General features: G+C 66.8%; 27 protein-coding genes. 15 read left to right on the plus strand and 12 right to left on the minus strand.

Features of this window, described 5'->3' with window-relative positions:
* The first annotated feature begins 134 nt into the window (after nucleotides 1–134).
* A complete protein-coding gene (alaS, locus tag AC1DIN_RS01195; protein ID WP_476808383.1) occupies nucleotides 135–2,777 on the plus strand; it encodes an alanine--tRNA ligase in 2,643 nt (880 codons plus the stop codon).
* Nucleotides 2,777–3,421 carry a hypothetical protein gene (locus tag AC1DIN_RS01200; RefSeq protein ID WP_476808384.1) on the plus strand — a complete coding sequence of 215 codons (645 nt, stop codon included), beginning with the start codon at nucleotides 2,777–2,779 and terminating at the stop codon, nucleotides 3,419–3,421. Before alaS ends, AC1DIN_RS01200 begins: the two co-directional genes overlap by 1 nt.
* Nucleotides 3,422–3,470: 49 nt before the next feature.
* Here AC1DIN_RS01200 and AC1DIN_RS01205 read toward each other — a convergent pair whose 3' ends face one another.
* Nucleotides 3,471–3,659, minus strand: coding sequence for a hypothetical protein (locus tag AC1DIN_RS01205; protein ID WP_055728979.1), 189 nt, complete (start codon nucleotides 3,657–3,659; stop codon nucleotides 3,471–3,473).
* A gap of 260 nt (nucleotides 3,660–3,919) precedes the next feature.
* The gene (locus AC1DIN_RS01210; RefSeq protein WP_476808385.1) at nucleotides 3,920–5,134 is read right to left on the minus strand and encodes an NADP-dependent isocitrate dehydrogenase; all 1,215 of its coding nucleotides are present in this window, start codon (nucleotides 5,132–5,134) and stop codon (nucleotides 3,920–3,922) included.
* 217 nt (nucleotides 5,135–5,351) lie between these two features.
* Between AC1DIN_RS01210 and AC1DIN_RS01215 the strand changes: the two genes are divergently transcribed.
* The 4 genes from AC1DIN_RS01215 to AC1DIN_RS01230 all read left to right on the plus strand — a co-directional run bounded on the left by AC1DIN_RS01215 (nucleotide 5,352) and on the right by AC1DIN_RS01230 (nucleotide 8,909).
* Nucleotides 5,352–6,170, plus strand: a complete 819-nt coding sequence (locus tag AC1DIN_RS01215) for a hypothetical protein (RefSeq protein ID WP_476808386.1) — start codon at nucleotides 5,352–5,354, stop codon at nucleotides 6,168–6,170.
* Nucleotides 6,171–6,248: 78 nt separating this feature from the next.
* Nucleotides 6,249–6,986 carry an SDR family NAD(P)-dependent oxidoreductase gene (locus AC1DIN_RS01220; RefSeq protein ID WP_476808387.1) on the plus strand — a complete coding sequence of 246 codons (738 nt, stop codon included), beginning with the start codon at nucleotides 6,249–6,251 and terminating at the stop codon, nucleotides 6,984–6,986.
* 89 nt (nucleotides 6,987–7,075) lie between these two features.
* Nucleotides 7,076–7,621, plus strand: a complete 546-nt coding sequence (locus AC1DIN_RS01225; protein WP_476808388.1) for a 2,4'-dihydroxyacetophenone dioxygenase family protein — start codon at nucleotides 7,076–7,078, stop codon at nucleotides 7,619–7,621.
* Nucleotides 7,622–7,736: 115 nt separating this feature from the next.
* Nucleotides 7,737–8,909 (plus strand): alpha/beta fold hydrolase, encoded by a 1,173-nt coding sequence (locus AC1DIN_RS01230; protein ID WP_441469548.1) that lies wholly within the window; start codon nucleotides 7,737–7,739, stop codon nucleotides 8,907–8,909.
* A 51-nt stretch (nucleotides 8,910–8,960) separates the two neighbouring features.
* On the opposite strand, the gene AC1DIN_RS01235 is transcribed toward AC1DIN_RS01230, so the two are convergent.
* Nucleotides 8,961–9,368, minus strand: a complete 408-nt coding sequence (locus AC1DIN_RS01235) for a flagellar assembly protein FliX (RefSeq protein ID WP_441469549.1) — start codon at nucleotides 9,366–9,368, stop codon at nucleotides 8,961–8,963.
* Nucleotides 9,369–9,596: 228 nt separating this feature from the next.
* Between AC1DIN_RS01235 and AC1DIN_RS01240 the strand changes: the two genes are divergently transcribed.
* From AC1DIN_RS01240 to flaF, 8 genes are all read left to right on the plus strand, one after another.
* Complete coding sequence (locus AC1DIN_RS01240; protein ID WP_441469550.1) at nucleotides 9,597–10,730, plus strand: flagellar basal body P-ring protein FlgI; 1,134 nt, start codon at nucleotides 9,597–9,599, stop codon at nucleotides 10,728–10,730.
* Nucleotides 10,730–11,086 carry a rod-binding protein gene (locus AC1DIN_RS01245; protein WP_441469551.1) on the plus strand — a complete coding sequence of 119 codons (357 nt, stop codon included), beginning with the start codon at nucleotides 10,730–10,732 and terminating at the stop codon, nucleotides 11,084–11,086. Before AC1DIN_RS01240 ends, AC1DIN_RS01245 begins: the two co-directional genes overlap by 1 nt.
* The gene (locus tag AC1DIN_RS01250) at nucleotides 11,073–11,561 is read left to right on the plus strand and encodes a hypothetical protein (protein WP_476808389.1); all 489 of its coding nucleotides are present in this window, start codon (nucleotides 11,073–11,075) and stop codon (nucleotides 11,559–11,561) included. The genes AC1DIN_RS01245 and AC1DIN_RS01250 overlap by 14 nt, the downstream gene beginning before the upstream one ends.
* A gap of 226 nt (nucleotides 11,562–11,787) precedes the next feature.
* On the plus strand, nucleotides 11,788–12,213 hold the full coding sequence (locus AC1DIN_RS01255; protein ID WP_476808390.1) for a hypothetical protein: 426 nt from the start codon (nucleotides 11,788–11,790) through the stop codon (nucleotides 12,211–12,213).
* A gap of 259 nt (nucleotides 12,214–12,472) precedes the next feature.
* On the plus strand, nucleotides 12,473–13,792 hold the full coding sequence (locus AC1DIN_RS01260) for a flagellin N-terminal helical domain-containing protein (protein WP_476808391.1): 1,320 nt from the start codon (nucleotides 12,473–12,475) through the stop codon (nucleotides 13,790–13,792).
* A gap of 201 nt (nucleotides 13,793–13,993) precedes the next feature.
* Entirely contained in the window at nucleotides 13,994–15,385 is a 1,392-nt protein-coding gene (locus AC1DIN_RS01265) for a flagellin N-terminal helical domain-containing protein (protein ID WP_441469555.1), read from the plus strand.
* A 52-nt stretch (nucleotides 15,386–15,437) separates the two neighbouring features.
* Nucleotides 15,438–15,830 carry a flagellar biosynthesis repressor FlbT gene (flbT, locus tag AC1DIN_RS01270; protein WP_441469556.1) on the plus strand — a complete coding sequence of 131 codons (393 nt, stop codon included), beginning with the start codon at nucleotides 15,438–15,440 and terminating at the stop codon, nucleotides 15,828–15,830.
* Nucleotides 15,814–16,185 carry a flagellar biosynthesis regulator FlaF gene (gene flaF, locus AC1DIN_RS01275; protein ID WP_441469557.1) on the plus strand — a complete coding sequence of 124 codons (372 nt, stop codon included), beginning with the start codon at nucleotides 15,814–15,816 and terminating at the stop codon, nucleotides 16,183–16,185. The genes flbT and flaF overlap by 17 nt, the downstream gene beginning before the upstream one ends.
* 89 nt (nucleotides 16,186–16,274) lie before the next feature.
* Here flaF and AC1DIN_RS01280 read toward each other — a convergent pair whose 3' ends face one another.
* From AC1DIN_RS01280 to AC1DIN_RS01315, 8 genes are all read right to left on the minus strand, one after another.
* Complete coding sequence (locus tag AC1DIN_RS01280; RefSeq protein ID WP_441469558.1) at nucleotides 16,275–17,792, minus strand: flagellin; 1,518 nt, start codon at nucleotides 17,790–17,792, stop codon at nucleotides 16,275–16,277.
* Between the two features lie 7 nt (nucleotides 17,793–17,799).
* Nucleotides 17,800–19,671, minus strand: a complete 1,872-nt coding sequence (flgK, locus tag AC1DIN_RS01285) for a flagellar hook-associated protein FlgK (protein ID WP_476808392.1) — start codon at nucleotides 19,669–19,671, stop codon at nucleotides 17,800–17,802.
* 59 nt (nucleotides 19,672–19,730) lie between these two features.
* Nucleotides 19,731–21,128, minus strand: a complete 1,398-nt coding sequence (locus tag AC1DIN_RS01290; protein ID WP_476808393.1) for a flagellar hook protein FlgE — start codon at nucleotides 21,126–21,128, stop codon at nucleotides 19,731–19,733.
* A 175-nt stretch (nucleotides 21,129–21,303) separates the two neighbouring features.
* Entirely contained in the window at nucleotides 21,304–22,317 is a 1,014-nt protein-coding gene (locus AC1DIN_RS01295) for a YcjF family protein (RefSeq protein WP_441469561.1), read from the minus strand.
* Nucleotides 22,318–22,343: 26 nt separating this feature from the next.
* Nucleotides 22,344–23,789 carry a YcjX family GTP-binding protein gene (locus AC1DIN_RS01300; RefSeq protein WP_476808394.1) on the minus strand — a complete coding sequence of 482 codons (1,446 nt, stop codon included), beginning with the start codon at nucleotides 23,787–23,789 and terminating at the stop codon, nucleotides 22,344–22,346.
* 157 nt (nucleotides 23,790–23,946) lie between these two features.
* Nucleotides 23,947–24,474, minus strand: coding sequence for a SixA phosphatase family protein (locus tag AC1DIN_RS01305; protein ID WP_476808395.1), 528 nt, complete (start codon nucleotides 24,472–24,474; stop codon nucleotides 23,947–23,949).
* A gap of 38 nt (nucleotides 24,475–24,512) precedes the next feature.
* Complete coding sequence (locus tag AC1DIN_RS01310) at nucleotides 24,513–24,737, minus strand: helix-turn-helix domain-containing protein (RefSeq protein ID WP_441469564.1); 225 nt, start codon at nucleotides 24,735–24,737, stop codon at nucleotides 24,513–24,515.
* 9 nt (nucleotides 24,738–24,746) lie between these two features.
* On the minus strand, nucleotides 24,747–25,304 hold the full coding sequence (locus AC1DIN_RS01315; protein ID WP_476808396.1) for a DUF2975 domain-containing protein: 558 nt from the start codon (nucleotides 25,302–25,304) through the stop codon (nucleotides 24,747–24,749).
* A 96-nt stretch (nucleotides 25,305–25,400) separates the two neighbouring features.
* On the opposite strand from AC1DIN_RS01315, the gene AC1DIN_RS01320 reads away from it, so the two are divergent.
* Entirely contained in the window at nucleotides 25,401–26,027 is a 627-nt protein-coding gene (locus AC1DIN_RS01320) for a hypothetical protein (RefSeq protein ID WP_476808397.1), read from the plus strand.
* On the opposite strand, the gene AC1DIN_RS01325 is transcribed toward AC1DIN_RS01320, so the two are convergent.
* On the minus strand, nucleotides 26,002–26,847 hold the full coding sequence (locus AC1DIN_RS01325) for an AAA family ATPase (RefSeq protein ID WP_476808398.1): 846 nt from the start codon (nucleotides 26,845–26,847) through the stop codon (nucleotides 26,002–26,004). The two genes, AC1DIN_RS01320 and AC1DIN_RS01325, sit on opposite strands and share 26 nt — an antisense overlap.
* Nucleotides 26,848–26,896 lie beyond the last annotated feature (49 nt).

The following is a 26,896-nucleotide window of genomic DNA, read 5'->3' on the forward strand; positions in this document are numbered from 1 at the left end:
TCGTTTGAGAATAAGGCCTTGCCAGATGTGCGCTGCATCAAGCTTTCTGGACAGCGGCGAGCCGCCTGACTAGAACCGGACCTTCCCGCCGGGCGCGCCCGGTCTCCTGCCCAAGATTCAGAGCGCAAACAGCGATGAGCGGCGTCAACGATATCAGGTCGACCTTCCTCGACTACTTCAAGTCCAACGGCCATGAAGTCGTGCCGTCGAGCCCGCTCGTGCCGCGCAACGACCCGACGCTGATGTTCGCCAATTCGGGCATGGTGCAGTTCAAGAACGTCTTCACCGGGCAGGAGAAGCGTCCCTATTCCCGTGCCACCACCGCCCAGAAATGCGTGCGCGCCGGCGGCAAGCACAACGACCTCGACAATGTCGGCTACACCGCGCGCCACCACACATTCTTCGAGATGCTGGGTAACTTCTCCTTCGGCGATTATTTCAAGGAGCAGGCGATCCACCACGCCTGGACCCTGGTCACGCGCGAGTTCGGCCTGCCCAAGGACAAGCTCCTCGTCACGGTCTACTCCGAGGATGACGAGGCGCATGGCCTCTGGAAGAAGATCGCCGGCCTGACCGACGACAAGATCATCCGCATCCCGACTTCGGCCAATTTCTGGCGCATGGGCGACACCGGCCCCTGCGGCCCCTGCTCCGAGATCTTCTTCGATCACGGCGACCATATCTGGGGCGGCCCGCCCGGCTCGCCCGAAGAGGACGGCGACCGCTTCATCGAGATCTGGAACCTCGTCTTCATGCAGTATGAGGAGGCCGCGGGCGGCATCAGGACCGACCTGCCCCGCCCCTCGATCGACACCGGCATGGGCTTGGAGCGCATCGCCGCCGTGCTCCAGGGCACGCATGACAATTACAATATCGACCTGTTCCGCGCCCTGATCGGCGCCATCGCCGACCTGACCTCGGTCGATGCCGACGGGCCGATGAAGGCGAGCCATCGCGTCATCGCCGACCATCTGCGCTGCTCGTCCTTCCTGATCGCCGACGGCGTTCTGCCCTCCAACGAGGGCCGCGGCTATGTGCTGCGCCGGATCATGCGCCGCGGCATGCGCCATGCGCAGCTCCTCGGCGCCAAGGAACCGCTGCTCTACAAACTCGTCCCGGCGCTGACCCGCGAGATGGGCCGCGCCTATCCCGAATTGCTCCGCGCCGAGGCGCTGATCACCGAGACGCTGAAGCTGGAGGAGACCCGCTTCCGCACCACGCTGGCGCGCGGCCTCACCCTGCTCGACGACGCCTCGAAGGACCTGAGCGCCGGCCAGAGCCTCAAGGGCGACGTCGCCTTCACGCTCTACGACACCTATGGCTTCCCGCTCGACCTGACGCAGGACGCGCTGCGCGCCCGCGAGATCACGGTCGATACGGAGGGCTTCGACGCCGCCATGCAGCAGCAGAAGGCCAAGGCGCGCGCCGCCTGGGCCGGCTCCGGCGAGGCCGCGACCGAAACCCTCTGGTTCCCGCTGCGCGACAAGCTCGGCGCCACCGAATTCCTCGGCTACGACACCGAGACCGCGGAGGGCGTTGTCACCGCGCTGATCCGCGACAATGCCGAGGTCCAGTCCCTGAAGGCCGGCGAGAGCGGCTTCATGCTGGTCAACCAGACGCCGTTCTACGGCGAATCCGGCGGTCAGGTCGGCGATGCCGGCCTGGTCAAGGCGCCGGACACGGTGGTCGAAGTCAGCGACGTCCAGAAGAAGCTCGGCGACGTCTTCGCCCACAGCGTCACGGTCAAACAAGGCGAGCTCAAGCTCGGTGCGGCCGTCGAGCTGATCGTCGACCATGAGCGCCGCACCGCGATCCGCGCCAACCACTCGGCGACGCACCTGCTGCACGAGGCGCTGCGCCTCGTCCTCGGCGACCATGTCGCGCAGAAGGGCTCGCTGGTCTCGCCCGATCGTCTGCGCTTCGATTTCTCGCACCCCAAGCCGATCAGCGAGGGGGAGCTGCGCGAGGTCGAGGAGATCGCCAACGCGATCGTGCTGAAGAACGAGCCGGTGACGACCCGCCTGATGAGCGTCGACGAGGCCATCGCCTCCGGCGCTCGCGCCCTGTTCGGCGAGAAGTACGGCGATGAGGTCCGCGTCGTCGCGATGGGCACGAATCCGGCCGGCCGGGCCTATTCGGTTGAGCTTTGCGGCGGCACCCATGCCACCCGCACCGGCGATATCGGCCTGGTCAGCATCGTCGGCGAAGGCGCCGTCGCGGCTGGCGTGCGCCGCCTCGAGGCCATGACCGGCAATGGCGCACGCCTGCGCCTCAACGAGGAATCGCGCCTGCTCGAAGGACTGGCAAGCCTCCTTAAGGTCCCGGCCTCCGAGGCCGGCAATCGTCTCGCCGCGCTGATCGAGGAGCGCCGCAAGCTCGACCGCGAGCTCACCGAAGCCCGCAAGAAGCTCGCCATGGGCGGCGGCGGCGCGGCCGAGGATCCGGTGCGCGAGATCGCGGGCGCGAAGTTGCTCGCCCGCGCCGTCACCGGCATCGAGATGAAGGATCTCAAGAGCCTCGCCGACGAGGCCAAGGCGCGTGTCGGCTCCGGCGTCGTCGCCATCGTCGGCGTCGCCGATGACGGCAAGGCCGGCGTCGTCGTCGGCGTCACCCCCGATCTGACCGAGCGCTTCGATGCGGTGGCGCTGGTGCGCGCGGCCTCCGAGCAGCTCGGCGGCAAGGGCGGCGGCGGCCGGCGCGACATGGCCCAGGCCGGCGGCCCGGACGGCAGCAAGGCGCAGGCTGCGCTCGACGCCGTCGCGGCCGCGATGGGCTGATGACGATCGGCGGGACAGGCCAGGCGCTCTCCCGCCGCGCTTTGCTGCTGGCTGCCGGCCTCTGGCCGGCCGCTGCCTTGGCGCAGAAGAAGATGCCGGCGCCCGCGGCCGAGCCCGCCATGTCGGCGGCTCGGACCATCGTTGCCGGCGCACCGCTCAGCGTCTTCCTCACCCGACCACCGCAGGGTGCACGCCTCGCCATCGCCCGCCCCGACGATGCCGCAAGCACCGCCATCGTCGTGGTCGAGCCGCGGAACACGGTCCCTGCCCTGCCCACGCCCGGCCTGGCCGGAACCTATGAGCTGCGCCTGACCGTCGAGAAGGACGGGGCGCCGGTCATCCTGCTGCGTCAGCCGCTCGTCACCACCGAGCCCGGCGCGACGCTCGCCGCCCCCGCCCGCGTCGGCCGCGGCCAGACGCTCCCGGTCCGCGGCATCGGGCCGAACGGCGAGCAGGATCGTGTCGTGCTGGTTCCCGCCGGCGCTCCCGCCGAAGCAGAAGGGCCCCGCTTCTTTCCGGCGGAGAATGTCGAGGCGGTGCTGGAGGCGCCGGAGCAGTCCGGCGCCTACGAGCTGCGCTATGTGATGAACGCCCCGATCAGCGGACCGCGCATCCTCGCCCGCCATCGCGTCATCGTGGAGTGACGCGGACTGCCATAAGGCACTCGGCAGCAGCAGCCGTTCGGCGGACGCCTCAGCCCATCGCTTCGCGCTTCTTGAGCAGCTCGTTGAGCAGATCCTGCTGCTCGTTGAGCCGCGTCGCCAGGCGCTCCTCGGCGGCGGCGCCTGACACGCCCGTCGCCTGCTCCATCAGCTCGGCGATATTCCTCCGGGCAATGGCGATCCGCTCATCGAGCTCCATCTGCGAAGCGTTCTCAGGCATCCCAGCTCTCCGTATCGGCCAGTCTTCTTCAGAATGCGGCGACAGTCAGCGCCCCTCGCCCGCGGGATAGGGCTCGCCATCCCTGCGCACGAGGCGCCTATCCGCATCGGCGCTCATCATATCGATATAAGAGCAAGCGGTCACGTCGTCCGGCGGTCGAGAACGCCCGGAGGGCCCGCGCGTTCCATCCGTTGCGCAAGGCGCCAACGAAAAAGCCCGGCCTTTCGGCCGGGCTTGATGACGTACGCGGGGAGCCAATCTCAGGCCGCCATCGCCTTCTTCATGTTCTCGCTGACCTTCTCGAGGAAGCCGGTGGTCGAGAGCCACTTCTGCTCGGCGCCGACAAGCAGGGCGAGATCCTTGGTCATGTCGCCTGCCTCGACGGTGTCGACCGTGACCTTCTCGAGCAGCGAGGCGAACTTCGCGAGCTCGGCGTTGTTGTCGAGCTTGGCACGGTGGGCGAGGCCACGCGTCCAGGCGAAGATCGAGGCGATCGAATTGGTCGAGGTCTCGCGGCCCTTCTGGTGCTCGCGGTAGTGGCGGGTCACCGTGCCATGCGCGGCCTCCGCCTCGACGGTCTTGCCGTCCGGCGTCATCAGCACCGAGGTCATCAGGCCGAGCGAACCGAAGCCCTGCGCCACAGTGTCGGACTGCACGTCGCCGTCGTAGTTCTTGCAGGCCCAGACATAGCCGCCGGACCACTTCATCGCCGACGCCACCATGTCGTCGATCAGGCGGTGCTCGTAGGTGATGCCGAGCTTGTCGAATTCGGCCTTGAACTCCTTCTCGTAGATCTCCTGGAAGATGTCCTTGAAGCGGCCGTCATAGGTCTTGAGGATGGTGTTCTTGGTCGAGAGATAGACCGGGTACTTGCGGATCAGGCCGTAGTTCAGCGACGCCCGCGCGAAGTCGCGGATCGAATCGTCGAGGTTGTACATCGCCATGGCGACGCCGGCGTCCGGGGCCTTGAAGACTTCCTTCTCGATCACCGCGCCGTCCTCGCCGACGAACTTGATCGAGAGCGTGCCCTTGCCCRGGAACTTGAAGTCGGTGGCGCGGTACTGGTCGCCATAGGCGTGGCGGCCGATCACGATCGGCTGGGTCCAGCCCGGTACGAGGCGCGGCACGTTCTTGCAGATGATCGGCTCGCGGAAGATCACGCCGCCGAGGATGTTGCGGATCGTGCCGTTCGGCGACTTCCACATCTGCTTGAGCTTGAATTCCTCCACGCGCGCCTCGTCCGGCGTGATGGTGGCGCACTTCACGGCGACGCCGTGCTTCTTCGTGGCGTTGGCCGCGTCGATCGTGACCTGGTCGTTGGTGGCGTCGCGGTTCTCGACGGAGAGGTCGTAGTAGTCGAGCTCGAGGTCGAGATACGGGAAGATCAGCGTGTCCTTGATCTTCTGCCAGATGATCCGGGTCATCTCGTCGCCGTCCATGTCGACGACCGGGTTGGCGACCTTGATCTTGCTCATGCGATGACCCCTGTTCTCTCCAGATAGAACGATCCGAAACTGCGGCTTTCGGCCACGGTCCGCGGCTGGTCGCTTCCTAGCGGGTTCGGGCCGGCGGGGGAAGCGCAGCTTTCGGGCAATCTGTCGCCCCCCTGCCGGTCATGTTGCACCGCCGCAAAATCGGCGCCTTCCCAGCCTAGCCTGATCTGCCGCTCGTCATAGCGACAGGACGAACGACGTGTTTCGCTTCATCTCTGCCCGCAGTGCTGCCTGGAAACCGGCAGCCCTGCTCCTTGCCACCTCACTCTCTCCTGCTCCGGCGTCGGCTCAGGACGCGCTGCAGGAAGCTGCCGTGCAGTTGCCGATCCCACGCGCAGCCCTGCAGGATCCCGATGCCGCCGAGATGGAAGCCGCCGTCCCGGCCGACTCCAGCGGCGATGCGGTCCTGTTCAATCCGGCACTCGCGGCGCTCGGCCGCGCCAACGCCAACTCCGGCGCTCACCTGCGCGCCCGCGCTCCGATCCCGGTCGACATCATCCGCAACGGCTTCGCGGCGCGGCAGGATACGATGGGCGCCGCCCAGGACCGGTCTGTCGGCTTCAAGCTTGGCCAGGATGTCTTCTCGCTCTCGACCGCGCTCTCCGCTCCGGCAAGCGCCGGTGCAACGCGTGATGCGCGGCTGAACTGGCGGCTCGCCCAGCCTATCGGCACGGGGCCGGGATTCATCTGGGGCGTTGCCACCGGTGGCGGCGGCTCGCTCTACGGCAATCCCGAGCAGATCGGCGAAGCGCTGATCGGCTATCGACAGGAGTTGCTCCCCCACCTCACCCTGACCTCGCAGCTCGCGATGGCCGGCAATTACGTCTTCGCCGCCGGCGACGGTCTCCATACGGCATTGACGCCGGAGATGAAGCTCTCGATCGATCTCGCCAAGCTCGCCGACCTGCCCTGGCAGACCTCCTTCGATGTGACGCTGGCGCGCAAGCTTCCGCTCGTCGCCTCCGACTACGAGACGCGTGGCCAGGCCATGCTCTCCCTCAAATACAAGCTCCAGTAGCCGGCCCGGCCGCCATTGCATGGCGGCCTGCACGGGGCCGCCTTTCCCGTTGCCGAAGGCCGCACTAGCCTTCGGTCCATGACACAATCGACCTCGACCAAATTCGCTCTCGTCACCGGCGGCACGCGGGGCATCGGCGCAGGCGCCGCCCTCGCTTTGGCCCAGGCCGGCTACGACGTTCTCGCCACGGGCCTGACCCAGGAGGAAGTCGTGGCGTCGCCGGCCCATCCGGCCATCCGCCATGCCCGGCTCGACGTGACCAGCGACGACCAGGTCGCTGCCATCGTCGCGACCTGTCCGCGCCTTGACGCGCTGGTGAACTGCGCCGGCATGATCCAGCGCGGCGGCAAGGAATTCGAGATCGACGCCTTCCGCCTGACCATAGAGGTCAACCTGAGCGGCACGATGCGGATGTGCATCGCCGCCAAGGACAAGCTCGCCGCCAATGGCGCGGACAAGGCCGGCGGCGCCATCGTCAACATCGCCTCGATGCTGACCTTCCACGGCTCGCCCTTCGCCCCCGGCTATGCGGCTTCCAAGGGCGGTATCGGCCAGCTCACCAAATCGCTCGCTGCCGCCTGGGCACCGGAGGGCATCCGCGTCAACGCGGTGGCGCCGGGCTGGATCGAGACCGAATTGACCCGGCCGCTGGTCGAGGACGCCGAGCGTTCCGCCCCGATCCTCGCGCGGACGCCAATGGGTCGCTGGGGCAAGCCGGGCGATGTCGGCGGCGCCATCGCCTTCCTGCTGTCCGATGCGGCTGAGTTCGTCACCGGCGCGGTCCTGCCGGTCGATGGCGGCTATCTCGCAGTCTAGAAAAGCGTTTCCGTCTCAATAGCTTGGATGGAAGCGTTGAATCGGATTGAGCACCACTTGAATCAGAACATCAGCACGGGAGAGACGCCATGAACACGACGAGCCCGATGCCCGTCGCGGCCACGCAGGAGGAGCGCTGGACGCCCTATCGCCACCCGCAACCGAAGGAATCGCCGCCGGAGCTGATCGTCCCCAATGTGATCCCCACCGACGAGCGCGTCTGGGTGCCGGTGGACGACAATGTCTGGTTCCGCCCCCTGCTTTTCTGCGTTTCGCGGGGATACTGGATGAACCTGCTCAAGGTCCGCCGCGCCGGTGTGCTCTCGCGCCATCGTCATCCACTGCCGGTCCATGGCTATGTGCTCAAGGGCAAGTGGCGCTACCTCGAGCATGACTGGGTCGCGACCGAGGGCTCTTACGTCTACGAGGCGCCGGGCGAGACGCATACGCTGGTGGTCGATCCCGATGTCGAGGAGATGATCACCATGTTTCAGGTGAACGGCGCGATGATCTATGTCGACCCGGATGGCAAGTGCCTGGGCTATGACGACGTCTTCACCCGCATCGACAAATGCCGGGCGCACTATGCGGGCAATGGGCTGGGCGCCGAATACGCAGACCAGTTCATCCGGTGAGCGGCGCCGGCGCCCGGCTGCGACCGATGCCCGGCCGCTGAAGCAATTGCTAAACGATATCTGGGCTAGTCACCGGAGAAGCTGAAGTCTGCGCCCGCTCGACGGAGAAACATTTATGCGGCTCGTCATCGCCCTACTGATCTCGATGTCGGCTGCCTTCTCCACCTCCCCGGCCGGGGCACAGTCGGATTTCTACACGCCGACGACCGCCGAAATCGCCGGTGGGCGCCCCGGAACGGTGATCCGGACGGAAACCCTGAACGGAACGCCTGAGGGCGCAACCGCCTATCGGATGCTCTATCGCTCGCTCGGGCTCGACGGAAAGCCGATCGCCGTGTCCGGCGTCGCGATCGTCCCCTCAGGCCCGGTTCCGCCGGGGGGCCGTCCGATCGTGGCCTGGGCTCATCCGACGACCGGCGTCCAGCCGCAATGCGGACCATCGCGCGCCGGCGACATCTTCCAGTCCATCCAGGGCCTGCGCGCGATGATCGCGCGCGGATACATCGTCGCGGCGACGGACTATCCGGGCCTCGGCGCGCCGGGGACACATCCCTATCTGGTCGGTGAGAGCGAGGGCCGGTCCGTGATCGACTCGGTGCGGGCGGCCCGTCAGCTTGCCGGCGCCTCCGCCGGGCGACGCTTCGCCGTCTGGGGTCATTCGCAGGGGGGACACGCGGCGCTGTTCACCGGCATTCTGGCGAAACGCCTGGCCCCCGAACTCAATCTGGTCGGCGTCGCGGCCGCCGCCCCTGCGACCGAGCTCGGCCCGCTCCTGGCCGACGACATCGACACCGATGGCGGCCGCAATCTGACCGCGATGACCCTCTGGTCATGGACGCGCGTCTACAAGGCCCCCCTGACGAAGATCATCTACGAGCAGGCGATCCCGGTCGTCGACACGCTCGCCGCGGACTGCATCGAAAGCCTGCCCGACATCCTGAGCCGGTTGCGCCCGACCAAGGCGCTGGAGCGCAAGTTCCTCATTGACGAAGACTTTGCCGCCCGCCAGCCCTGGCACTCTCTTCTCGACCGGAATTCGCCCGGTCTCGTGCCGCGCGGCATCCCAGTCTTTCTCGCGCAGGGCACGGAGGACACGCTGGTCAGACCGCAGGTCACGCGCAACTATGCAGACAAGCTCTGCGCCGCCGGAAGTGCGGTGCGGTTCGAGGCCCTGCAGGGCGTGGGCCATCTGCCGGCAGCCCAGGACAGTGCCGCCGCTGCGGTGGACTGGATGGAACAGCGCTTCAAAGGCGCGCCGCCACCGAGCGACTGCACCCCGCTCAAATGAGGATTCGCGCTCTGCCGCGATGCTCCGTCTCGGGCAATCCGGCGAAGCCGGCTACCGGCTGAGCTTGGCGAGTTCCACCGCGGCACGCAGCTCGATATGGGCCAGCACCTCGTCGAGCCGCGGATCGTCGGTCGTCTCGCGCCGGAGCGCCAGCGCCGTGCGCAGCCTCTCCAGCTCGGAAGGCAGCACCCGGCCGGCGAGCAGCGCCGCCTTCAGCCGGTCGAGCCCGTCGAGCAGATCGTGCCCGCGCCGGGCCTGCCGGCGCTTGCGCTCCTGCGTATCCTCCTGCGCCTGCACCGCCAGCAGCGTATCGAGCGGCCCAGTCGCGCCGACCCCGCTGCTGCGACTCGCCGTGGCGGAATCCTGCGTCGGAAGCGCGAAGGAAGCGCCGCTCGAACGCCTCGCGGAACTGGCCGGGCCGGCGTTCGAAACGGGCGCGCGCTGGTCGATCCTGATCATCGGCGGCCTCGTGTAATGGAATTCCCAACCTCGCCCGGCGTGGTTAACAGCCGGTAAATTACCCGGCAGAAACTGCCGCCCCGGCAGGAAGCGCAGCGTCGGCAAGTCGAAGCCGACAATGGCGCAAAACTCCAAATGACTGACAAACAAGGCTTTTCAATTTTGAGCTGACTGGCACGCCGCTCGCAAGGGCCGACGGACTTTAAAACTGTCCCCTGGTGCCGCAGCATGTTCCGCAACTCCGCCCTGTCGACTCTGCTGAAGCCGCTGGCCGCCCTGCTGGCCGTGGCGATCGGCTTGTCGTCGCAGCCGGTGTTCGCGCTCTCGCGCATCAAGGATCTCGCCGCGGTCGAGGGCGTGCGCACCAACCAGCTGCTCGGCTACGGCATCGTCGTCGGCCTCAACGGCACCGGCGACACGCTCAACAACACCCCCTTCACCAAGCAGTCGCTGCAGGCGATGCTCGAGCGCCTCGGCGTCAACACGCGCGGCGCCAACATGCGCACCGCCAACGTCGCCGCCGTGATGGTGACCGCCAACCTGCCCCCCTTCTCCACGCAGGGCACCCGCGTCGACGTCACCGTCTCGGCCATGGGCGATGCCAAGTCGTTGCAGGGCGGCACGCTGCTTGTCACCCCGCTGCTCGGCGCCGACGGCGAGGTCTATGCGGTGTCGCAGGGACCTGTGGCGATCTCCGGCTTCTCCGCTGAAGGCGAGGCCAGCAAGATCACCCGCGGCGTGCCGACCGTCGGCCGCATCGCCAATGGCGGCGTGGTCGAGCGCGAGATCGACTTCGCCCTGAACAAGCTCTCGACGCTGCGCCTGTCGCTGCGCAACCCCGACCTGACCACGGCCCGCCGCATGGCCGCCGCGATCAACGATTTCGTCGGCGGCGACTCCGCCGAGCCGACCGACCCCTCGACCGTCGTCCTGCAGATCCCTCCCCGCTTCAAGGGCAACATGATCCGGCTGCTCACCGACATCGAGCAGCTGCGCATCGAGCCCGACCAGCTCGCCCGCATCGTCATCGACGAGCGCTCCGGCATCATCGTCATGGGCAAGGACGTGCGCGTCTCAACCGTCGCGGTCGCTCAGGGCAACCTCACCGTCACGATCAGCGAAACGCCGCAGGTCAGCCAGCCCAACGAATTCGCCCGCGGTCGCACTGTCGTGACGCCGCAGACCAGCGTCAAGGTCGACACCGGCGGTGGCAACAAGCTCGCCCTCGTCAAGGAAAGCGTGACCCTGGCCGAGCTCGTCGACGGGTTGAACGCGCTCGGCATCGGCCCGCGCGACCTGATCTCCATTCTCCAGGCCATCAAGTCGGCAGGCGCCCTGCAGGCCGAAATCGAGGTGATGTGATGACCGCCGCTCTCGCCCTCCCCGCCGCCAATCTCGCGCTCGGCATCGCCGGAAAAGTCGCCAATGGCATCGCCGACGCGCTCGACCCGGCCAAGGCCAAGCTCAAGAAACAGGCGGATGATTTCGAGACGATGTTCCTCGAGCAGATGACCGACCGCCTGACGGCGAGCGACGGCACCGAAGGGCCGCTCGGCGAGAACGGTACCGGCGGCGGCATCTGGCGCTCGCAGCTCAGCCAGCAATACGCCAAGCAGATCCAGAAGGCCGGCGGCGTCGGCCTTTCCGACCAGATCATGCGCGACCTGATCAATCTTCAGGAGCAGTCCGCGTCCGGAGCACAGAATGTCAGCGGCTAACCTGATCCTGGATGAGAGGCCGCGCATCGCCGATGCGCTGAGTGCGCGTGCGCTGATCGAGGCCGTGCTGGAGGCGCTCGGAGCCTTGTCGCATCTCGTCGGCGAGGAGACCGAGCTCGTCCGCGCAGGCCGCCTGCCGGAGGCGATGACCCGCGAGCCGCGCAAGACCGAGCTGGCCGGCATCTATATGCGCGGCGTCGAGCAGGTGAAGCTCAACGCCGTCGCTCTCGCCCGCTTCGCGCCCGATCAGGTCAAGCGCCTGAAGAACGCCCACCTCGCCTTCCAGAACCTGATCGAGACCAACCAGATCGTGCTGGCGACCGCTCGTGCCGTTTCGGAATCCGTCATCCGCGACCTGGCCGCCGACGCCAACAGGCCCATGCGCGCGAATGGCTATGGCCCCGCGGCCTCCGTCGGCGCCGGCGCCTTCGCCCGGCCGAACTCCGGGCCGCTCGTCGTCTCGCGGAGCCTGTGAGACGCGGTTCGCTCCAGGCGGTAACTCGTCTTGCGTAGCCGGCGCGGCTGCGCCGGAAGCCCTCAATATTTACCTAATTCCCTAACGGCAGATTCAATCTTTTCTGTCACGATCGGCAGTGTCGGGCAGGTGTGTCCTGCTTCCGGCAACCGAGAAGACCGGCGCAACGGCGCCGCGAACGGCTCCAGAAGGAGTGGTCATGGAATTCGGCAACGCACCCAGAATCGTGGCGCCGACCGCCGGCCCGCCGGTTACCCGCTCCGACGTTACCGCGCAGCCGGGCAGCGTCGCTGTCGACCTTCCGCCCGAGAAGACCGTCCAATCCGCTTCCGCCGGCGCAGCGGTGAATGTCGAGGTTCGTGCGGAGGCTCGCGATGCGCAGAGCCGTGCAAACGGCGAACGCCGCGCCTTCTTCAATGACCAAATTGGACGCACCGCCAATCGCACCGTCGACGAGACCGTGGAACGCAAGCTCGTCATCGACCCGCAGACCCGGGCGGTCGTGCTGCAGAAGAAGGATCGCGACACGGGCGAGACGATCTCCCAACTGCCCGACGAGGTCCTGCTGAAGCTGCGCGCCTATTCCCGCGAACTCAGCGACCGGGCGCGCGAGACCGAGGAAGAACGCCACCAGGTCGAACGCACGGCCTGACGTCTCGCTCGTTCCATCCCGATTGCCGACGGCATGTCGCCCGCGCCCCGCGCGGGCGTTTTTGCGTCGGCGCACCGCCGCCTGTTCAGGCGTTCCGAGACCATTAGTGCCTGCTTAACCATGGTCCGACGAGCCTCGCCTTGCGCTCAATTTGCGGAGGGAAATTTACCGGTTGTTACGGGCTGGCGCTCCAGGGTCGCCCCGTCCTGGCCAGAACGGCCCGGACGCCAGAAGGCATCCTACCAGAAGGTAAAAACAGATGGCCGTCTCTCTCAATGCGGGCGTGCGCAACGCGCTCTCGTCGCTGCAGTCGATCACCGCCCAGGCCCAGGCTTCCCAGTTCAAGCTGGCGACGGGCAAGAAGGTGAACTCGGCAGTCGACAATCCCGTCAACTACTTCACCGCCGCTTCGCTCAATGACCGCTCCAGCCAGCTCACCGGCTTGCTCGACGGCATGTCGAACGGCATCCAGACCATCCAGGCGGCCTCCAAGGGCATCGACGGCATCACCAAGCTGGTGAGCTCCCTGCAGTCGACCATCAAGCAGGCGCAGTCGGACGCGGCTCAGAACCGCCCGACCAAGGCCGGCACCGCGCTGGCGACTGCGGCCGAGCAGGCCGTGACCTCGAAGAGCCTGAAGGACATCGCCCTCGACAAGAAGATCGCCGGTGCCGATGCCGTCGCCGATGCCGCTACGGCCACCACTTCGGGTGACGTCGGTATCGACACGTCGGCCAGCCCGAAGGCTGCGCTCTTCCTGAAGTCCGGCAGCACGACCTATACCGCCAGCTTCGATGTCGCCAACATGACGGTTCGCGATGTCGTCAACGAGGTCAACAAGTCGGGCATCGCCACGGCTTTCGTTGACGAGAAGGGCCAGCTCAACGTCAAGGGCACCGGCTCGGAAGAGGTCCAGTTCGGCTTCGGCGTGGGCGCCGACGACGCCACGGCCAACACGGCCGCAGCCGCTGGCGGCGCCAACGCCGCGATCGGCTTCCTCGCGGCGGACAGCGTCGCCGGAACCGGCATCAAGGGACAGGCGATCACCTCGGCAACGCGTTCGAACCTGATCGACCAGTACAATGACCTGCGCGGCAAGATCGACGATCTCGCCAAGGACGCGAGCTTCAACGGCATCAACCTGCTGAAGGGTGACCGTCTGTCGATCCAGTTCAACGAGAAGGCCGGCAAGAACCAGACCAAGCTCGACATTCAGGGGTCGGACGTCACCTCCGACAATCTGGGTATCGCCCAGGCTGGCAACACCCAGCTCGCCGGCCAGGTCAACTTCCAGAACGACGCCGACCTCGAAACCGCGACCAAGGCCCTCACCGGCGCCCTGACCTCGCTGAAGTCACTGTCGTCCAGCCTCGGTGCCAGCCTCTCGGTCGCGCAGACCCGTCAGGACTTCACCAAGGACATGGCGGACGTGCTGAGCACCGGCGCCTCCAATCTGGTGAACGTCGACGCCAACTCGGAAGCCGCCAACCTGCTCGCGCTGCAGACCCGTCAGCAGCTCTCGCAGACGGCGCTGTCGCTTTCGAACCAGAGCGACCAGGCGGTCCTGCGCCTGTTCTGATCTTCGGTCCGCAGAAGCGGATCAGCCCGCAGAACGCGGGGCGAAGTCAAAGAGCGGCGGAGCTTCGGCTCCGCCGCTTTTTCGTTTGGGCGCGGCAACGGGATCGGCGCCGCGATTAACCTTTTGTTATCCCTAACGCGGGATGATCACCCCTGAAATCAGGTTGCATCGCGCCGGAGTCGCGCGTTCAGGGGACCGAAGATGGCCAGCACGATCCTTTCCAGCGGTGTCCGCAACAACCTGCTGACGCTGCAGCAGACCACGGCCCAACAGAGCGTCATCCAGAACCGCCTCGCCACCGGCAAGAAGGTCAACTCGGCGATCGACAACCCGGTGAACTACTTCACCGCCCTGTCACTGAACGATCGCTCCAGCCAGCTCACCGGCTTGCTCGACGGCATCTCGAACGGCATTCAGACCATCCAGGCAGCCTCCAAGGGCATCGACGGCATCACCAAGCTCGTCCAGTCGCTGCAGTCTACGGTCAAGCAGGCCCAGGCCGATGCCGCGCAGAACCGTCCGACGAAGGCCGGCACGACTCTCGCCACGGCGACCGAAGCGGCGGTGACGAGCAAGAGCCTCAAGGACATCGCCCTCGACAAGCGCGTGGTCGACGACAACGGCGCCGGCGCCAATGCCGCAACCGCTACGTATTCCGGTAATGTCGGCGGTCCGGTTCTCGCCGCGGGCGACGAGGCGACGACCTCAATCACGCTGACCTCGGGCTCGACGACCTATACCGCCAGCTTCCTCAGCACGAACGCCACCGTTCGCGACGTCGTCAACGAGATCAACAAGTCGGGCATCGCGACCGCCTTCGTCGACGAGAAGGGCCAGCTCAACGTCAAGGGCGTTGGCTCCGAAAAGGTTCAGTTCGGTATCGGCACCGCGACCTTCACACCGGCCGCGCCCGGCGCCCCGACCGCGGCTGAAATCGCCGGCGCCGGCGCCACAGCCCTGACCACGGCCTCCGGCGTCGCCAGCGACAACACCGATTTCGGCTTCGCGCTGACCGACAATACCGCCGCCGGCACCACGATCGTCGGAGCCAGCATCACCTCCGCGGTGCGCTCGAACCTGATCGATCAGTTCAACGACCTGCGTAACAAGATCGACGACCTCGCCAAGGACTCGAGCTTCAACGGCATCAACCTGCTGGCCGGCGACCGTCTGACCATCCAGTTCAACGAGAAGACCGGCAAGAACCAGACCAAGCTCGACATCCAGGGCTCCAACCTGACCTCGGACAATCTCGGCATTCCGAAGGCCGTCAACACACAGCTCACGGGCTTCGTCAATTTCCAGAACGATGCCGACCTGGACAAGGCCACCCAGTCCCTGACCGGCGCCCTCACCTCGCTGAAGTCGCTCTCCTCGACGCTGGGCTCCAACCTCTCGGTCGCGCAGACCCGGCAGGACTTCACCAAGGAGCTGTCCAACCTTCTGACGACCGGTGCGGGGAACCTCGTCCTGGCCGACCCGAACGAGGAAGGCGCGAGCCTCCTGGCGCTCAACACCCGCCAGCAGCTTTCGCAGACCGCGCTCTCGCTGGCGAACCAGGCCGACCAGGGCGTGCTGCGCCTCTTCGGCTGACGCCTTCGGGTTAGGTTCGCCCCCCTCCCCTCCGCCAGAAGGCAGGACAGACATGGCTCTCAAGGTCGAGCTCAAGCCGCGCGAACGGATCATCATCGGACAGGTGGTGATCCGCAACGACGAGCAGCGCACGCGCTTCTTCATCGAAGGCGACGCGCCGATCCTGCGGGAGAAGGACATCCTGACCGCAGCAACCGCCGACAGCCCGGCCAAGAAGATCTACTTCGCCATCCAGCTGATGTATCTGGCGCAAGACCCGACGCACCAGCACGAGATCTTCTTCGAGCTCGTGCGCGATTTCGCCCAGGCCGCACCCAGCGCTCTGCCGCATATTCACGAGATCAATAACTGCATCTTAAGCGGGGATCTCTATAAGGCTCTCAAGGCAGCCAAGAAGCTGATCGCCTACGAAGCGGAACTGATCGAGCATGCAAAACGGGTTTAACGCCTACGCCGCCGCCGCCAAGACCGCCCAATCCGTCGTTTCACCCCGCGAGCTCGAAGCCTCCCTCCTGATCAAGGCCGCTACCCGCCTCCAGATCGTCGCCGACGACTGGGCCGCGCGCGAGCGCGAGCTCGACGAAGCCCTGACCTATAACCGCAGGCTCTGGACGCTGCTCGTCTCGGCCGTGATCGCAGAGGACAATCCGCTGCCGGTCGGCATCAAGCAGAACATCCTCAGCCTCGCCAATTTCATCTTCAACCACACCTTCAAGCTCGCGGCCGATCCGCAGCCTCAAGGTGTCGGCATCCTGATCAACATCAACCGCGACATCGCGGCCGGCCTGCGCGGCCGCTGACGGGTTACCCAAAGCAGCTCACGAGATCGCAAGCGAAAACGCCGCCCGAAGGGGCGGCGTTTTCGCTTGTAGCCAGGCGAGTGCGGCGTTCAGAGGAAGTTCGTGAGCGACAGCTTCGAGAGCATCGAGGTCACCTGATAGCTCGCCTGAAGCTGCGTCTGCAGCGACAGGATCTGCGTCGCGACGTCCTCGGTCGAGACGTTCTCGATGCCCGAGAGCGTCGTCGTCAGGTAATCCTTCGTGCTCTGGTGGCGCTCCTTGGCGCTGGCGAGCGCCGTCTGGGCGGAGCCCAGCTCGGTGATGATCTCCGCCGGCTTCTGGGTGCTGCCCCCAAAACCCAGCTTCTCGCTGACGCGGGACGTCATCGCCTCGTAGCGCGCCTGCGAATTGGCGTCGCCGGCCGGGAAGTTCTCGACCGCCATGATCGCGAACTGCGCGAGGCCGACGCGGAACGCCTCCTCATTCGCCCGGGCGCCTGTCCCGACCGTTTGCCCCTGGTCGATCTGGACCGTCGAGGTGCTGCGCGCCGGATCAGCGCCGTCATCGCCGCGATACCAGATCACGGTCGTCGCCGCGGCACCCGCATTGGTCGGCGCAGCTGTGGCCGTGTCGAAGGGCGGTCCCGGTACCCGCTTGGGCGGATTGTTGAGGCTGCCCGCGAAGAAATCCTGGGCCGCAACCTGCGAGGAGGCGGCCGAGAGCGTCGTCTTCGCCTCCTTGCCGAGAGCCGCGTTGATCGAGTTGCGCAGATTGGCCGCCGTGGCGTTGGGATCGGCGCCGATCTCGAAGGAATCGGTATCCGAGCCGGTCGTTCCCGTGGCGCGGGCCGTGAGGACGATTTCCTCCTGCGTCCCGTCCGGCAGGTTGAGCTTGAGCCGCACCGTGTCGCCCGCCACCGGCTGCGACGCGACGTTGACGGAGACATCCGCCGGCGGCCCGGGATTGAACGTCGTCGCCAGCGCTGCGGAGCTGCCGGAAATGCCGGCGATCTTGAAACCATAGGGATGAACGGTCGCCTCTTCGGCGATGGTCGCCGTCGTGCCGGCGCCGCCGGCCGTCAGCCGCCCGAGCCCGGAACCGAAATCGGCCTGCCGGCGCTCGTCGATCAGCTGCTTCAGCCCGGCCTTGCCGGCACCGTCGCCATTGATGATCTCGTCGAAGCCGGCGGCGGGCTGCGTGTCCGAGGTCTTGCCGGAGAAGAGGTAGCGGCCGTTGACCGAAATGTTCAGCAGGTCGAGCGTCTGCTTGAACTTCTCCTCCGCCAGCACCTGCGGCGAGGACCGCCCGCTGGCGCTCGGCACATAGCTGTTGGAGCGCGTGTCGTTGCGCGTCTCGCTGGTGAGTTTCGCGAAGTTCTCGACCGACGTCGTCTGCAGCTTCACGTTCACATTGCTCAGATCGATGCCGCTCAGCCAGGAGTTGAGGGTGGAGATCTTGGCATTGAGATCGAGGCTGACGCGCCGGTCGATGCCGAGGTCGCCATAGCTCGTGCTGCGCTGCTTGGTGTCGAGCTGGCGCTGGAGATCGTCGAACTGGGCGCGGGTCGAGACGAATTCGTTGGGCTTGGCCGCGCGATAGGCACCGGTTCCATAGGCGGTGATGGTCATGGCGGGCTCACACTCTCAGCAGCACGTCCATCATCTCCTTCACGGTGGAGATGATGCGGGCATTGGCGGCGTAGGCGGTCTGCAGCTCGATCAGCATCGACATTTCCTGGTCGACATTGACCTGTGCGGTTTCCTGGAAGCGGCTCTGGATCGAGGCGAGCGCGACCTGCTGGCCCTCGTCGAGGCGCTTGGCGGCCTCGACAGCCTGTCCCTGGGACGAGACCACGCGCTGAACGAAATTGCCGATCGTCGTGTTCGAGGTCGCGCCGTTGCCGTCGAGACCGACCGTGTTGGTGAAGGAACGCTGGCTCTGCGTCAGCCGGTCCAGCATCAGCTTCGGCCGGGTGACATCGCCCTGCGCCGTCGCCGGCGACGTGCTGTAGACCGCGAGCAGCGAGCGATCCGCGACGAGCGCCGGATTGACCGCGATCCGCGATGCGAAGCCGACGGTCTGCGAGCCGCCTTCATAAGAGCCGGTGAAGGGGACGCCCGCCGAGCCATCGACGAAGAAGGGCAGTTCCGGCGTGCCGCCTGCCGAGGACAGCGCCGTGTTGGTCGGCCGCGACGTCAGGCCGATCACGTCACGCGTGCCCGCAGCACCATCGTCGACGATGCTTAGCACCGAGCCGGTGTTGGAGACCGTGAAGCCGGGGCCGACGGCCGCCTGGATCTGAGCCGCGACCGAGGCCGGACCGCCGGAGAAATCGATGCCGACCACGCGGTTGTTGGCATCGCCACCAGCCGAGGCCGGCAAAGGCAGCGAGGAGGAGGAATCGACGCGAACGAAGGTGAAACGCTGGGTCTGGCCGCCCGGCGTCACCTTGTAGTCGAGCGTCATCGTGTTGCCGGACTGCAACCCGGCCATGTCGACCTCGAGGCCGGAGGCCGCGCCGGCCGTCACGGCCGTGCCGGCGATCTCGCGGTCCGAGAGCGCCTTCGATATCTGCGCCGCGATCTCGTCGAGCTGGGCCTGCGCCTGCACAAGCGTCTTGTCGCGCAATTCGATGTTCGCCGCGATCTCGCCCGAGCGGAAGATGCGGTTGGCGATCGCGTCCGAGACGTTGCCGGACGAATCCTTCATCGTGATCGTGCCGACGCCGCGCTTTGCCGGGTCGGCGTTCCACTGATCATCAGGGCCGAGCCCGCTATGCTCGTCGAAGCCGAAGGTGACGGAGGGCTGGCCGTCGAAGAGCTGCGTGCCCGATCCGGTGACGACCGAGACCGAGCCCCGCGCATCCTCCGTCGTCTTGATGTCGACGTATTGCGAGAGCTCGGACAGGATCAGATCGCGCTGATCTTTCAGAGTGGCCGTCGAGCCGTTGTTCGGCGCCGCGACGATGCGGGAGTTGACCTTGGTCAGCGCGCCGAGCAGGTCGTTGACCTTGGTGACGGCATTGGCGATGCCGTTCTCGGCCTGGGCGCGCAGGGCCTGCACGCCGTTCGAGAGCGTGTTGAGCTGCCGGGCCAGCTGCGTCGCATTGTCGATCACCTGCGAGCGCAGGCTGTAGGATGACGGGTCGTTCTGCAGCGACTGCAGCGCGCCGGTGAACTTGCTGAAGATCGTGTCGAGCGCTGTCGAGCTGCCCGGCGCGCCGTAGAGCTTGTCGAGGTTCGACAGCGCGCTCGCCCGCGTCGAGGTGTAGGCGGCGCCCGAGGCTTCCTGCCAGAGCTGATGCTGGACGATCTTGTCGAGCAGGCGCTGGACCTGCGTGTTCTGCACACCGATCGTGAGCCCGGACAGGCTGTCGGCAGTCGATACCGACCGCCGGACATAGCCCGTCGTCCCAGCATTGGCGACGTTTTGCGAGACGACGCCGATGCCGACCTGCGTGGCATTGAGCCCGCTGATCGCCGTGTTGAGGGAAGTACTCAGGCCCATCGCCAACTCCTGTCGCTAGCCGCGGCCCTTCTGGGCAGCTCTCAACCCGGATGCGCTGCTCAGCGGATGATGTTGAACACGGAGGTCAGCATCTCCTGCGCGGTGGTGATGACCTTGGTGTTGGCCGAATAGGCCTGCTGGGTGACGATCATCTTCGAGAACTCGTCGGCGATGTCCGTGTTGGACTGCTCGACCGAGCCGCCAACGAGCTGCGACGTGCCGAGGCCGATGATCGGCGGGCCGGATTCGATCGTCTCCTCGAACGCACCGCCATCGAGCCGCTTCAGGGAGTTGTCGGCGTTGAAGCGCGCCACCGAGAGCTGGGCGAGCGCAACGACCTGACCGTTGCTGAACGTGCCGATCACCTGCCCCTCGGCCGAAACCGAGACGCGATCCAGTGTGCCGGCGGTGTAGCCGTCCTGGCGGATGCTGCGCGCATCGATCTGGCCGCTGACGTCGCCGTTCTGGGTCAGGCCGTTGCCACCGGTGGTGAGGTTGATGCCGGTGACGGTCGTCCCGCCGATCGTCATCGTCGGCAGCGCGATATTGCCACCCGCCGGATTCGTTATCTGCCCTGTCGCATCGAAGGTGATCGAGGTGTTGGCGTTGCGATAGGCGACGGCCGCGCCGGCCGCCCCGGTGTTCTCGGCGACGAACAGGTTCCAGGTATCGGTCGTCGCCGGCGGGCCGGCCGAAGCATTCGTGGTCTTGGCCCAGCGCAGCTCCACGCTCGTCGCCTTGCCGAGCGTGTCGTAGACCGTCACGGACCCGCCGGGGATCGACTGGCTCAGGAAGCTCGTCATGTCGCTGCCGATGACCACGCCGGCGCCGCCCTGGGTGGTCGAGAGCGGGTTGGACGTGAAACCCGCCGGGCTCAGCAACTCCGAACCCGGAACCGTGCTGTCGGCCTTGTTGGTCTTCGGATAGGCCGGGATATTGGCGCGATACTCGATCGAAGTCGTCGCCTTGGCCGGGAACTGCTCCTTGGTGATGCGCAGCACGTCCGGCTGGGTGCCGATGAGCTGGCCGGTCACCTGGTCGATCTTCAGGCCCTTGAGGTAGTAGCCCGCGCCGTTGACCAGATAGCCGTTGGCGTCGAAGTCGAAGTCGCCGCGGCGGGTATAGAGGTTCTTGTTGGCGAACTGCGTGTTGGCGCCCACGCCGCTCGAGCGTTGATCGACCACGAAGAAGCCATCGCCGTTGATGGCGACGTTAGTGTCGATGCGGGTCGGGTTCAGGTCGCCCTGGATCGAGTTGGTCGCCCGGCTGTAGGCCGCGACCGAACCGGCGATCTGCCGGTTGAGCGCAGCATCGGGCACCAGATCGGCGAAGCTGGTATCGACGCGCTTGTAGCCAGCCGTCCGCGAATTGGCGATGTTTCCGGAGATGTTCTCGAGCGCATAGGACTGCGCCGTCATCCCCGAAACCGCTGTCGTCAGCGCACTGAAAACACCCATGGAACCCTCACCTCGACCGGCGCCCCCCAAGGGCAGCCCACAACTCGAGGCTTGATCTGCATGGCGCATGCCATAGGTGTATTCGTTTTATTTCAGAGGGTTACATCGTTTACGAAGGGTTTTCCGGCAGTCCTGACCGGGCAGATTCGCCTGCGGCCGGCAGAATTTGCCGGGCTCAGGCCTCGTTGTTCTTGCCAGCGCGCCAGGAAGCGAGATCGCCCGCAACTTCGGCGAGCGTCGGCGGCTTCGCCTCGACGAAGGGCAGCGGCCGACAGACCTCGAGCGCAGCAAGCCCGATGCGGGCGGTCAGCATGCCGTTGATCACGCCCTCGCCGAGCTTGGCCGAGAGCCGCGCCGCGAGCCCCTGCCCGACGACCTGCTGAATCACCGCATCGCCCGCTGCGATGCCGCCGGTCAGGACGAGATGGTTCATCACCTGCCGCGCCAGCCTGAGCAGGCCGAGCGTGCCGGGCCGCCCCGCATAGATGCCGGCGATCGAACGCAGCAGGCGGGCGCAGGCGACCAGCACGAAGACGACATCGACCAGCGCCCGCGGGCTGACCGCCGTGACCAGCGAAACCCGCCGCGCTGCCTGCGCAATCTGCGCCTGGGCCATCGCGTCGAGCGGCACGAGCAGGTTGCGTTCCGCCACCGTCAGCATGTCGCGCGCCGCGAAGAGCTGCGGCAGCGCCTCCTGCAGTGCCGCCCGGCCCTGCGCCGTCTGCGGCCGGGCCTTGTAGAGACCAACGAGCTCTTCCGTGATTGCTCGGCCCTCGTCCGGAGTCCCGCCCGCGAGCGCCAGTGTCGCGCGCTCGCGCAGGGCCTCGACCTTCCGTTCGCGCAGGATGTCGCGCAGAACCCGCGCCAGCATGACGAGCAGCGCCAGCGCGGCGATGGCGGCGCAGACCAGCGCCGCATAGCCGAGCACCGGATTCTGGCTCATCAGCGCCGAGATCGTGTTCTCGACCCAGACGCCCGCCGCCAATGCCAGGAAGCCGGAGAGCCCCGCGACGAACAGCGAGCCCCAGGAGAAGCCGCGCTTCGCCGCGGGGGCGGCCACCGGCACGATGGTGTCGATCGGCTCGCTCTCCGGCAGGATTGCGACATCGCCGCGCCGAATGGCGCTCTCGCCGACCACTTGCTCCTGCCCCGGTTGGTCGAGGCGGATCGCGCGCGGTGCCTTGGTCATGGCCGGAATCTGCTCATGACAGCCTCCTATGCCAGCCTGTCGCCGATCAGGAATTCAAGCGCGCGGTCGAGGCGAATCTGCGGCGGCGGCTTCGATCGCCCGCCCGCATCGGGCGCGACCAGCGGGGGCCGGAAGCGGGGCGCCCTCACCTGCCAATGCGCCTTGGGGTCGAAGATCGCCTCCGGCCGCTCCGGCAGATCGCCCGGAAAGATCGCCGCTTCCGCGACGCCGTCGAAGACCTGTCCGTCGATCTCCTCGCCCGCCTCCGGCACGCCGGCGATCGCCGGCAGCTCCTCGCGGCCCTGCTTGATCCGGACCTCATCCGTTGCGCGCACCGCCGCAAGCGCCATCGACTCGACCCTTGCGCCGGCGCCCTGCGCCCGCGAAAGCGCCCGCCCGACCAGATGCGCCATCACCGCCGCAAGCCGGTCATGGCTGCTGTGATGGATATGGTCGGCCTTGGTCGCAGCGAAGAGCACGCGCTCGATGCGCGGCGCGAACAGGCTCGACAGCCAGGAATTGCGGCCGACCGAGAAGGCGGCGAGCGCCTGCCCCAACGCGGTCTCGAGATCGGCCAGCGCGGGGGCGCCGGCATCGAGCGCCGCCAGCACGTCGACCAGCACGATCTGCCGGTCGAGCCGGGCGAAGTGATCGCGGAAGAATGGGGTGACGACGACGCGCTTATAGGCCTCGAAACGCTCCGCCATCAGGCCGGCGAGCGTGCCGGGCCTGGGCTCGCGATCATGACCGAGATCGAGCGGCGCGAAGGTCAGCGCCGGCGAGCCTTCGAGATCGCCCGGCATCAGGAAGCGCCCCGGCGGCGTCACCGCCACCGCCTCGGGATCGGCCCGGAGGCGCGCGAGATAGCTTTTGAACAGGTCGCTCGCCGCCTCGGCCACGAGCTCGTCCGGCGGCCCGTCCGGATCGCGCGCCGGGAGATCGGTGAGCCAGGCCTCGGCGGCAGCGCGCCGGTGCGCCTTGCGCGCATCTGCCACGGCCTGCGCCGACCACGTCTTGTAGTCCTGTCCGATCAGGGCAAGGTCGAGCAGCCACTCGCCGGGATAGTCGACGATGTCGAGCGTCAGCGTCGCCGGGCCTTTGAACCACCCGGAGGCGCGCTCGTAATCAATCTCGACGCGCAGCTCCGCGATGCGCTTCGTCGAGTCCGGCCAGCGCCTGTCGGCCCCGGTCATAGCGGCGCGATGCGCCTCGTAAGGAAAGCGCGGCACGTCCGGGTCGGGCTGCGGCACCAGGCGCACGCGGGCGATGCGGCCTTCCGAGGCTGCCTTCAGTACCGGCAGCCTTGCCCCTTCCATCAGGTTCTGGATCAGCGCCGTGGTGAAGACCGTCTTGCCCGAGCGCGACAGGCCGGTGACGCCGATCCGCAAACGCGGCCGCGCCAGCCCGAGCAGGCTGTCGCCAAAGGCGAGCGCCGCATTGCGGGCACTGTCGAGATAGGAGGTTTCGCTCATGAAGAGGAGGCGCGCAGAGAGCGCCCGAGGCTTCGCCGAGGCAAGCCGGCCGGCGCGGTTGCCGAGAGCCGGAGCGGAACGGACATGCGTCCGCGGGCACAGGAAACACGGGCAGCCACGGTGGACGGTCGCGCCAGTAGAAGTACCGGGTATTCTCTCACTCGTCGGGACCTTCGCCGAGCGAGGCCGGAGTGACAAAGCGGTCGAGCCTGCCGCCGCGCTCGGCCACGTCGCGCCAATCCTCGACGGCGAAGTCGAGCACGGCAAGGCCGCAGGTCGGGTATTTCTGGCTCATCCGCGCCGCTGCATAGCGGTCGCCATAGCCGGTCAGAAGCGTCGCAAGTTCGGCGAAGCCAGGATTGTGACCGACCATCAGCAGAGTGCGGACATCGCCTTCGACGTCCTGCACGACATCGAGGAGGCGCTCCACCTTGGCTTCGTAGATGCGCGGCTCGTAGTGCGTCGCAGGCTTCTCCGGCAGCATCGGCGCCACCAGCTCCCAGGTCTCGACCGTGCGCTTGGCAGGTGAGATCAGCACGAGGTCCGGCAGCAGCAGCTCATCGGCGAGATAGCGCCCCATCACGGGGGCGGCCTCCCGGCCGCGCGCAGCAAGGGGGCGGTCGCGGTCGGCCACACCGGCGGGCCAGTTGGACTTGGCGTGGCGCAGAAGCATGAGGCGTCGCATGGGAAGAACCTAGCGATGCCGTCGATGATTTGCGAGGGTCAATCGCCCTCGATTTCCTCTCCCGGCTCGTAGCGCAGCAGATCGCCCGGCTGGCATTGCAGCACGGCGCAGATGCGCGACAGCGTATCGAAGCGCATGCCGCGGACCTTTCCCGATTTCAGCTGCGAGACCTGCTGCTCGGTCAGGCCGATCCGCTGGGCGAGTTCCTTCGAGCGCATCTTGCGGCGCGCCAGCATGACATCGAGTTCGACGACGACGGGCATGGCGCCGGCTTACACGAAACTTTGATTCTCGTCCGACAGCCGGATCGCTTCCCGCAGCACATGGCCGAAGGCGATGAGCGTTGCTCCAGCCGCCAGCGCGGCGAAGATGCCGGGATCGAGCATGACCGCAATCTGCCTGTGGCCTGCGGGGTTGTCGAAGGTGAGCGCCATGCTCTGCACCGCGCGGACGATCGGGGTCGCGGCGCCGAAGCCAGCCAGAAGCCAGCCGACGCTCAGCAGCCCCGCAGCGTTCTCCTCGACGAGAACCCTCCCCTCGCCGAACGCCCGAAACAGCCTCCCCAGCCGCAGCATCGCCAGAATGAAGAGCCCGGCCGGGACCCAGGCGAGAGCGTACGCCGTCCAGTAGCCTCTCGCCGAAGGGGCGCCCGGAGCATTGTCGATCCCGATCCCGATCGTACTCCGGGCATGGCGAGCGAGCCCTTCCGCATCGGTCCACAGCCAGATGAGACCGAAGAGCATGAGCAACCCTGCGGCATAGCTGAAGGCGCGTGCCCACAGGGTGACACTGCGCAGGCGGCCGGTCGCCTCCCGGGAAAATGCGGTCATAGGCAGGGATGATGTCGGCACGATTGTTCCCTCGATTGACAAAATTAAACTAATAGATGAATTTTTGAATGTCAAAGCCAATATCGGAAGGACATCATGCGTATCGCCCCGCCAGTCTGCCTCGTCCTTGCAGGCCTGCTGGCCGCCTGCGGCCACGTCCCGCTGACGTCGCTGCCGAAACTGTCGAAGATCGATCTCCGGACGACGCAACTCACCGACCTGCGCGCCGGTATCAGCCTGCCCGCCGACATCCGTCCGCTTCCGGGCGGCGTCACCATGACGATTGTCGCCTTGCCCAAGGACGGCGGCCGTCATGAACGCAAGGTCGTACTGGAGGAAGTGCGGGACGCGAACGAGCTCGCGAAGCTACCGGTCCTAGCGGCTCCCGGGCGCCGCTTCACCGTGTTCAGGCTGAGCGACGGCGACGCCGCCCGCATCAGTGCATTCCGGGAGGAAATGTTCGTCGGACCGCAGAACAGCGGCAATCGCGGCAGCCTGGCCCTGATGGCCGAAAAGGCCTGCCGGCTCGGCGACCTCTTGGGCAAGCCGATCCCGATGACGAGCTATCTGAAGACATCCGAGACGCAGGACTATGTCCTGCTGACCCGCGATGTCGATCTGGGCGAGGCCGTCCGCTCGGTCGATCCCAAGCTCGATCTGGCGACGGCGATCCCGCCCTGCGATGCGGTCGCCGGCCTCAGCGGCTCTCGCGCCGCGCCATGAAGGCGAGTTTCTCGAACAGCGAGACGTCCTGCTCGTTCTTGAGCAGCGCGCCGTGCAGCGGCGGGATCAGCTTGCGCGGGTCGCGCTCGCGCAGCACCTCCGGCCCGATATCCTCGGCGACGAGCAGCTTCAGCCAGTCGAGCAGTTCCGAGGTCGAGGGCTTCTTCTTGATACCGGGCACCTCGCGCACCTCGAAGAACAGGCGTAGCGCCTCCTCCATCAGCCGCTTCTTGATGCCAGGGAAATGCACCTCGACGATCGCCTGCATCGTCTCGGCATCGGGGAAGCGGATGTAGTGGAAGAAGCAGCGCCGCAGGAAAGCGTCCGGCAGCTCCTTCTCGTTGTTGGAGGTGATGATCATCACCGGCCGCTGCGCCGCCTTAATCGTCTCGCCCGTCTCGTAGACGTGAAATTCCATGCGATCGAGCTCGAGCAAGAGGTCGTTCGGGAACTCGATGTCGGCTTTGTCGATCTCGTCGATCAGCAACACCGGCCTCGCCGGCGAGGCGAAAGCCTCCCAGAGCTTGCCGCGCTTGATGTAGTTGGCGATGTCCGAAACCCTGCTGTCGCCGAGCTGGCTGTCGCGCAGGCGGCTCACCGCATCGTATTCGTAAAGACCCTGCTGCGCCTTGGTCGTCGACTTGATGTGCCAGGTGATGAGCGGCGCCCCGAGCGCCGCCGCCACCTCCTCCGCCAGCACGGTCTTGCCGGTTCCCGGCTCACCCTTCACCAGCAGCGGGCGCTCGAGCCGGATCGCGGCATTGACCGCGACGGTGAGATCCTCGGTCGCGACATAGTTCTCGGTGCCGGCAAAGCGCATGGACAGTCCTTCTAAACGAACCGGCGGACGCTACCCCATCCCAGCCGGC

This window comes from Allobosea sp. 05T438, assembly GCF_056396025.1.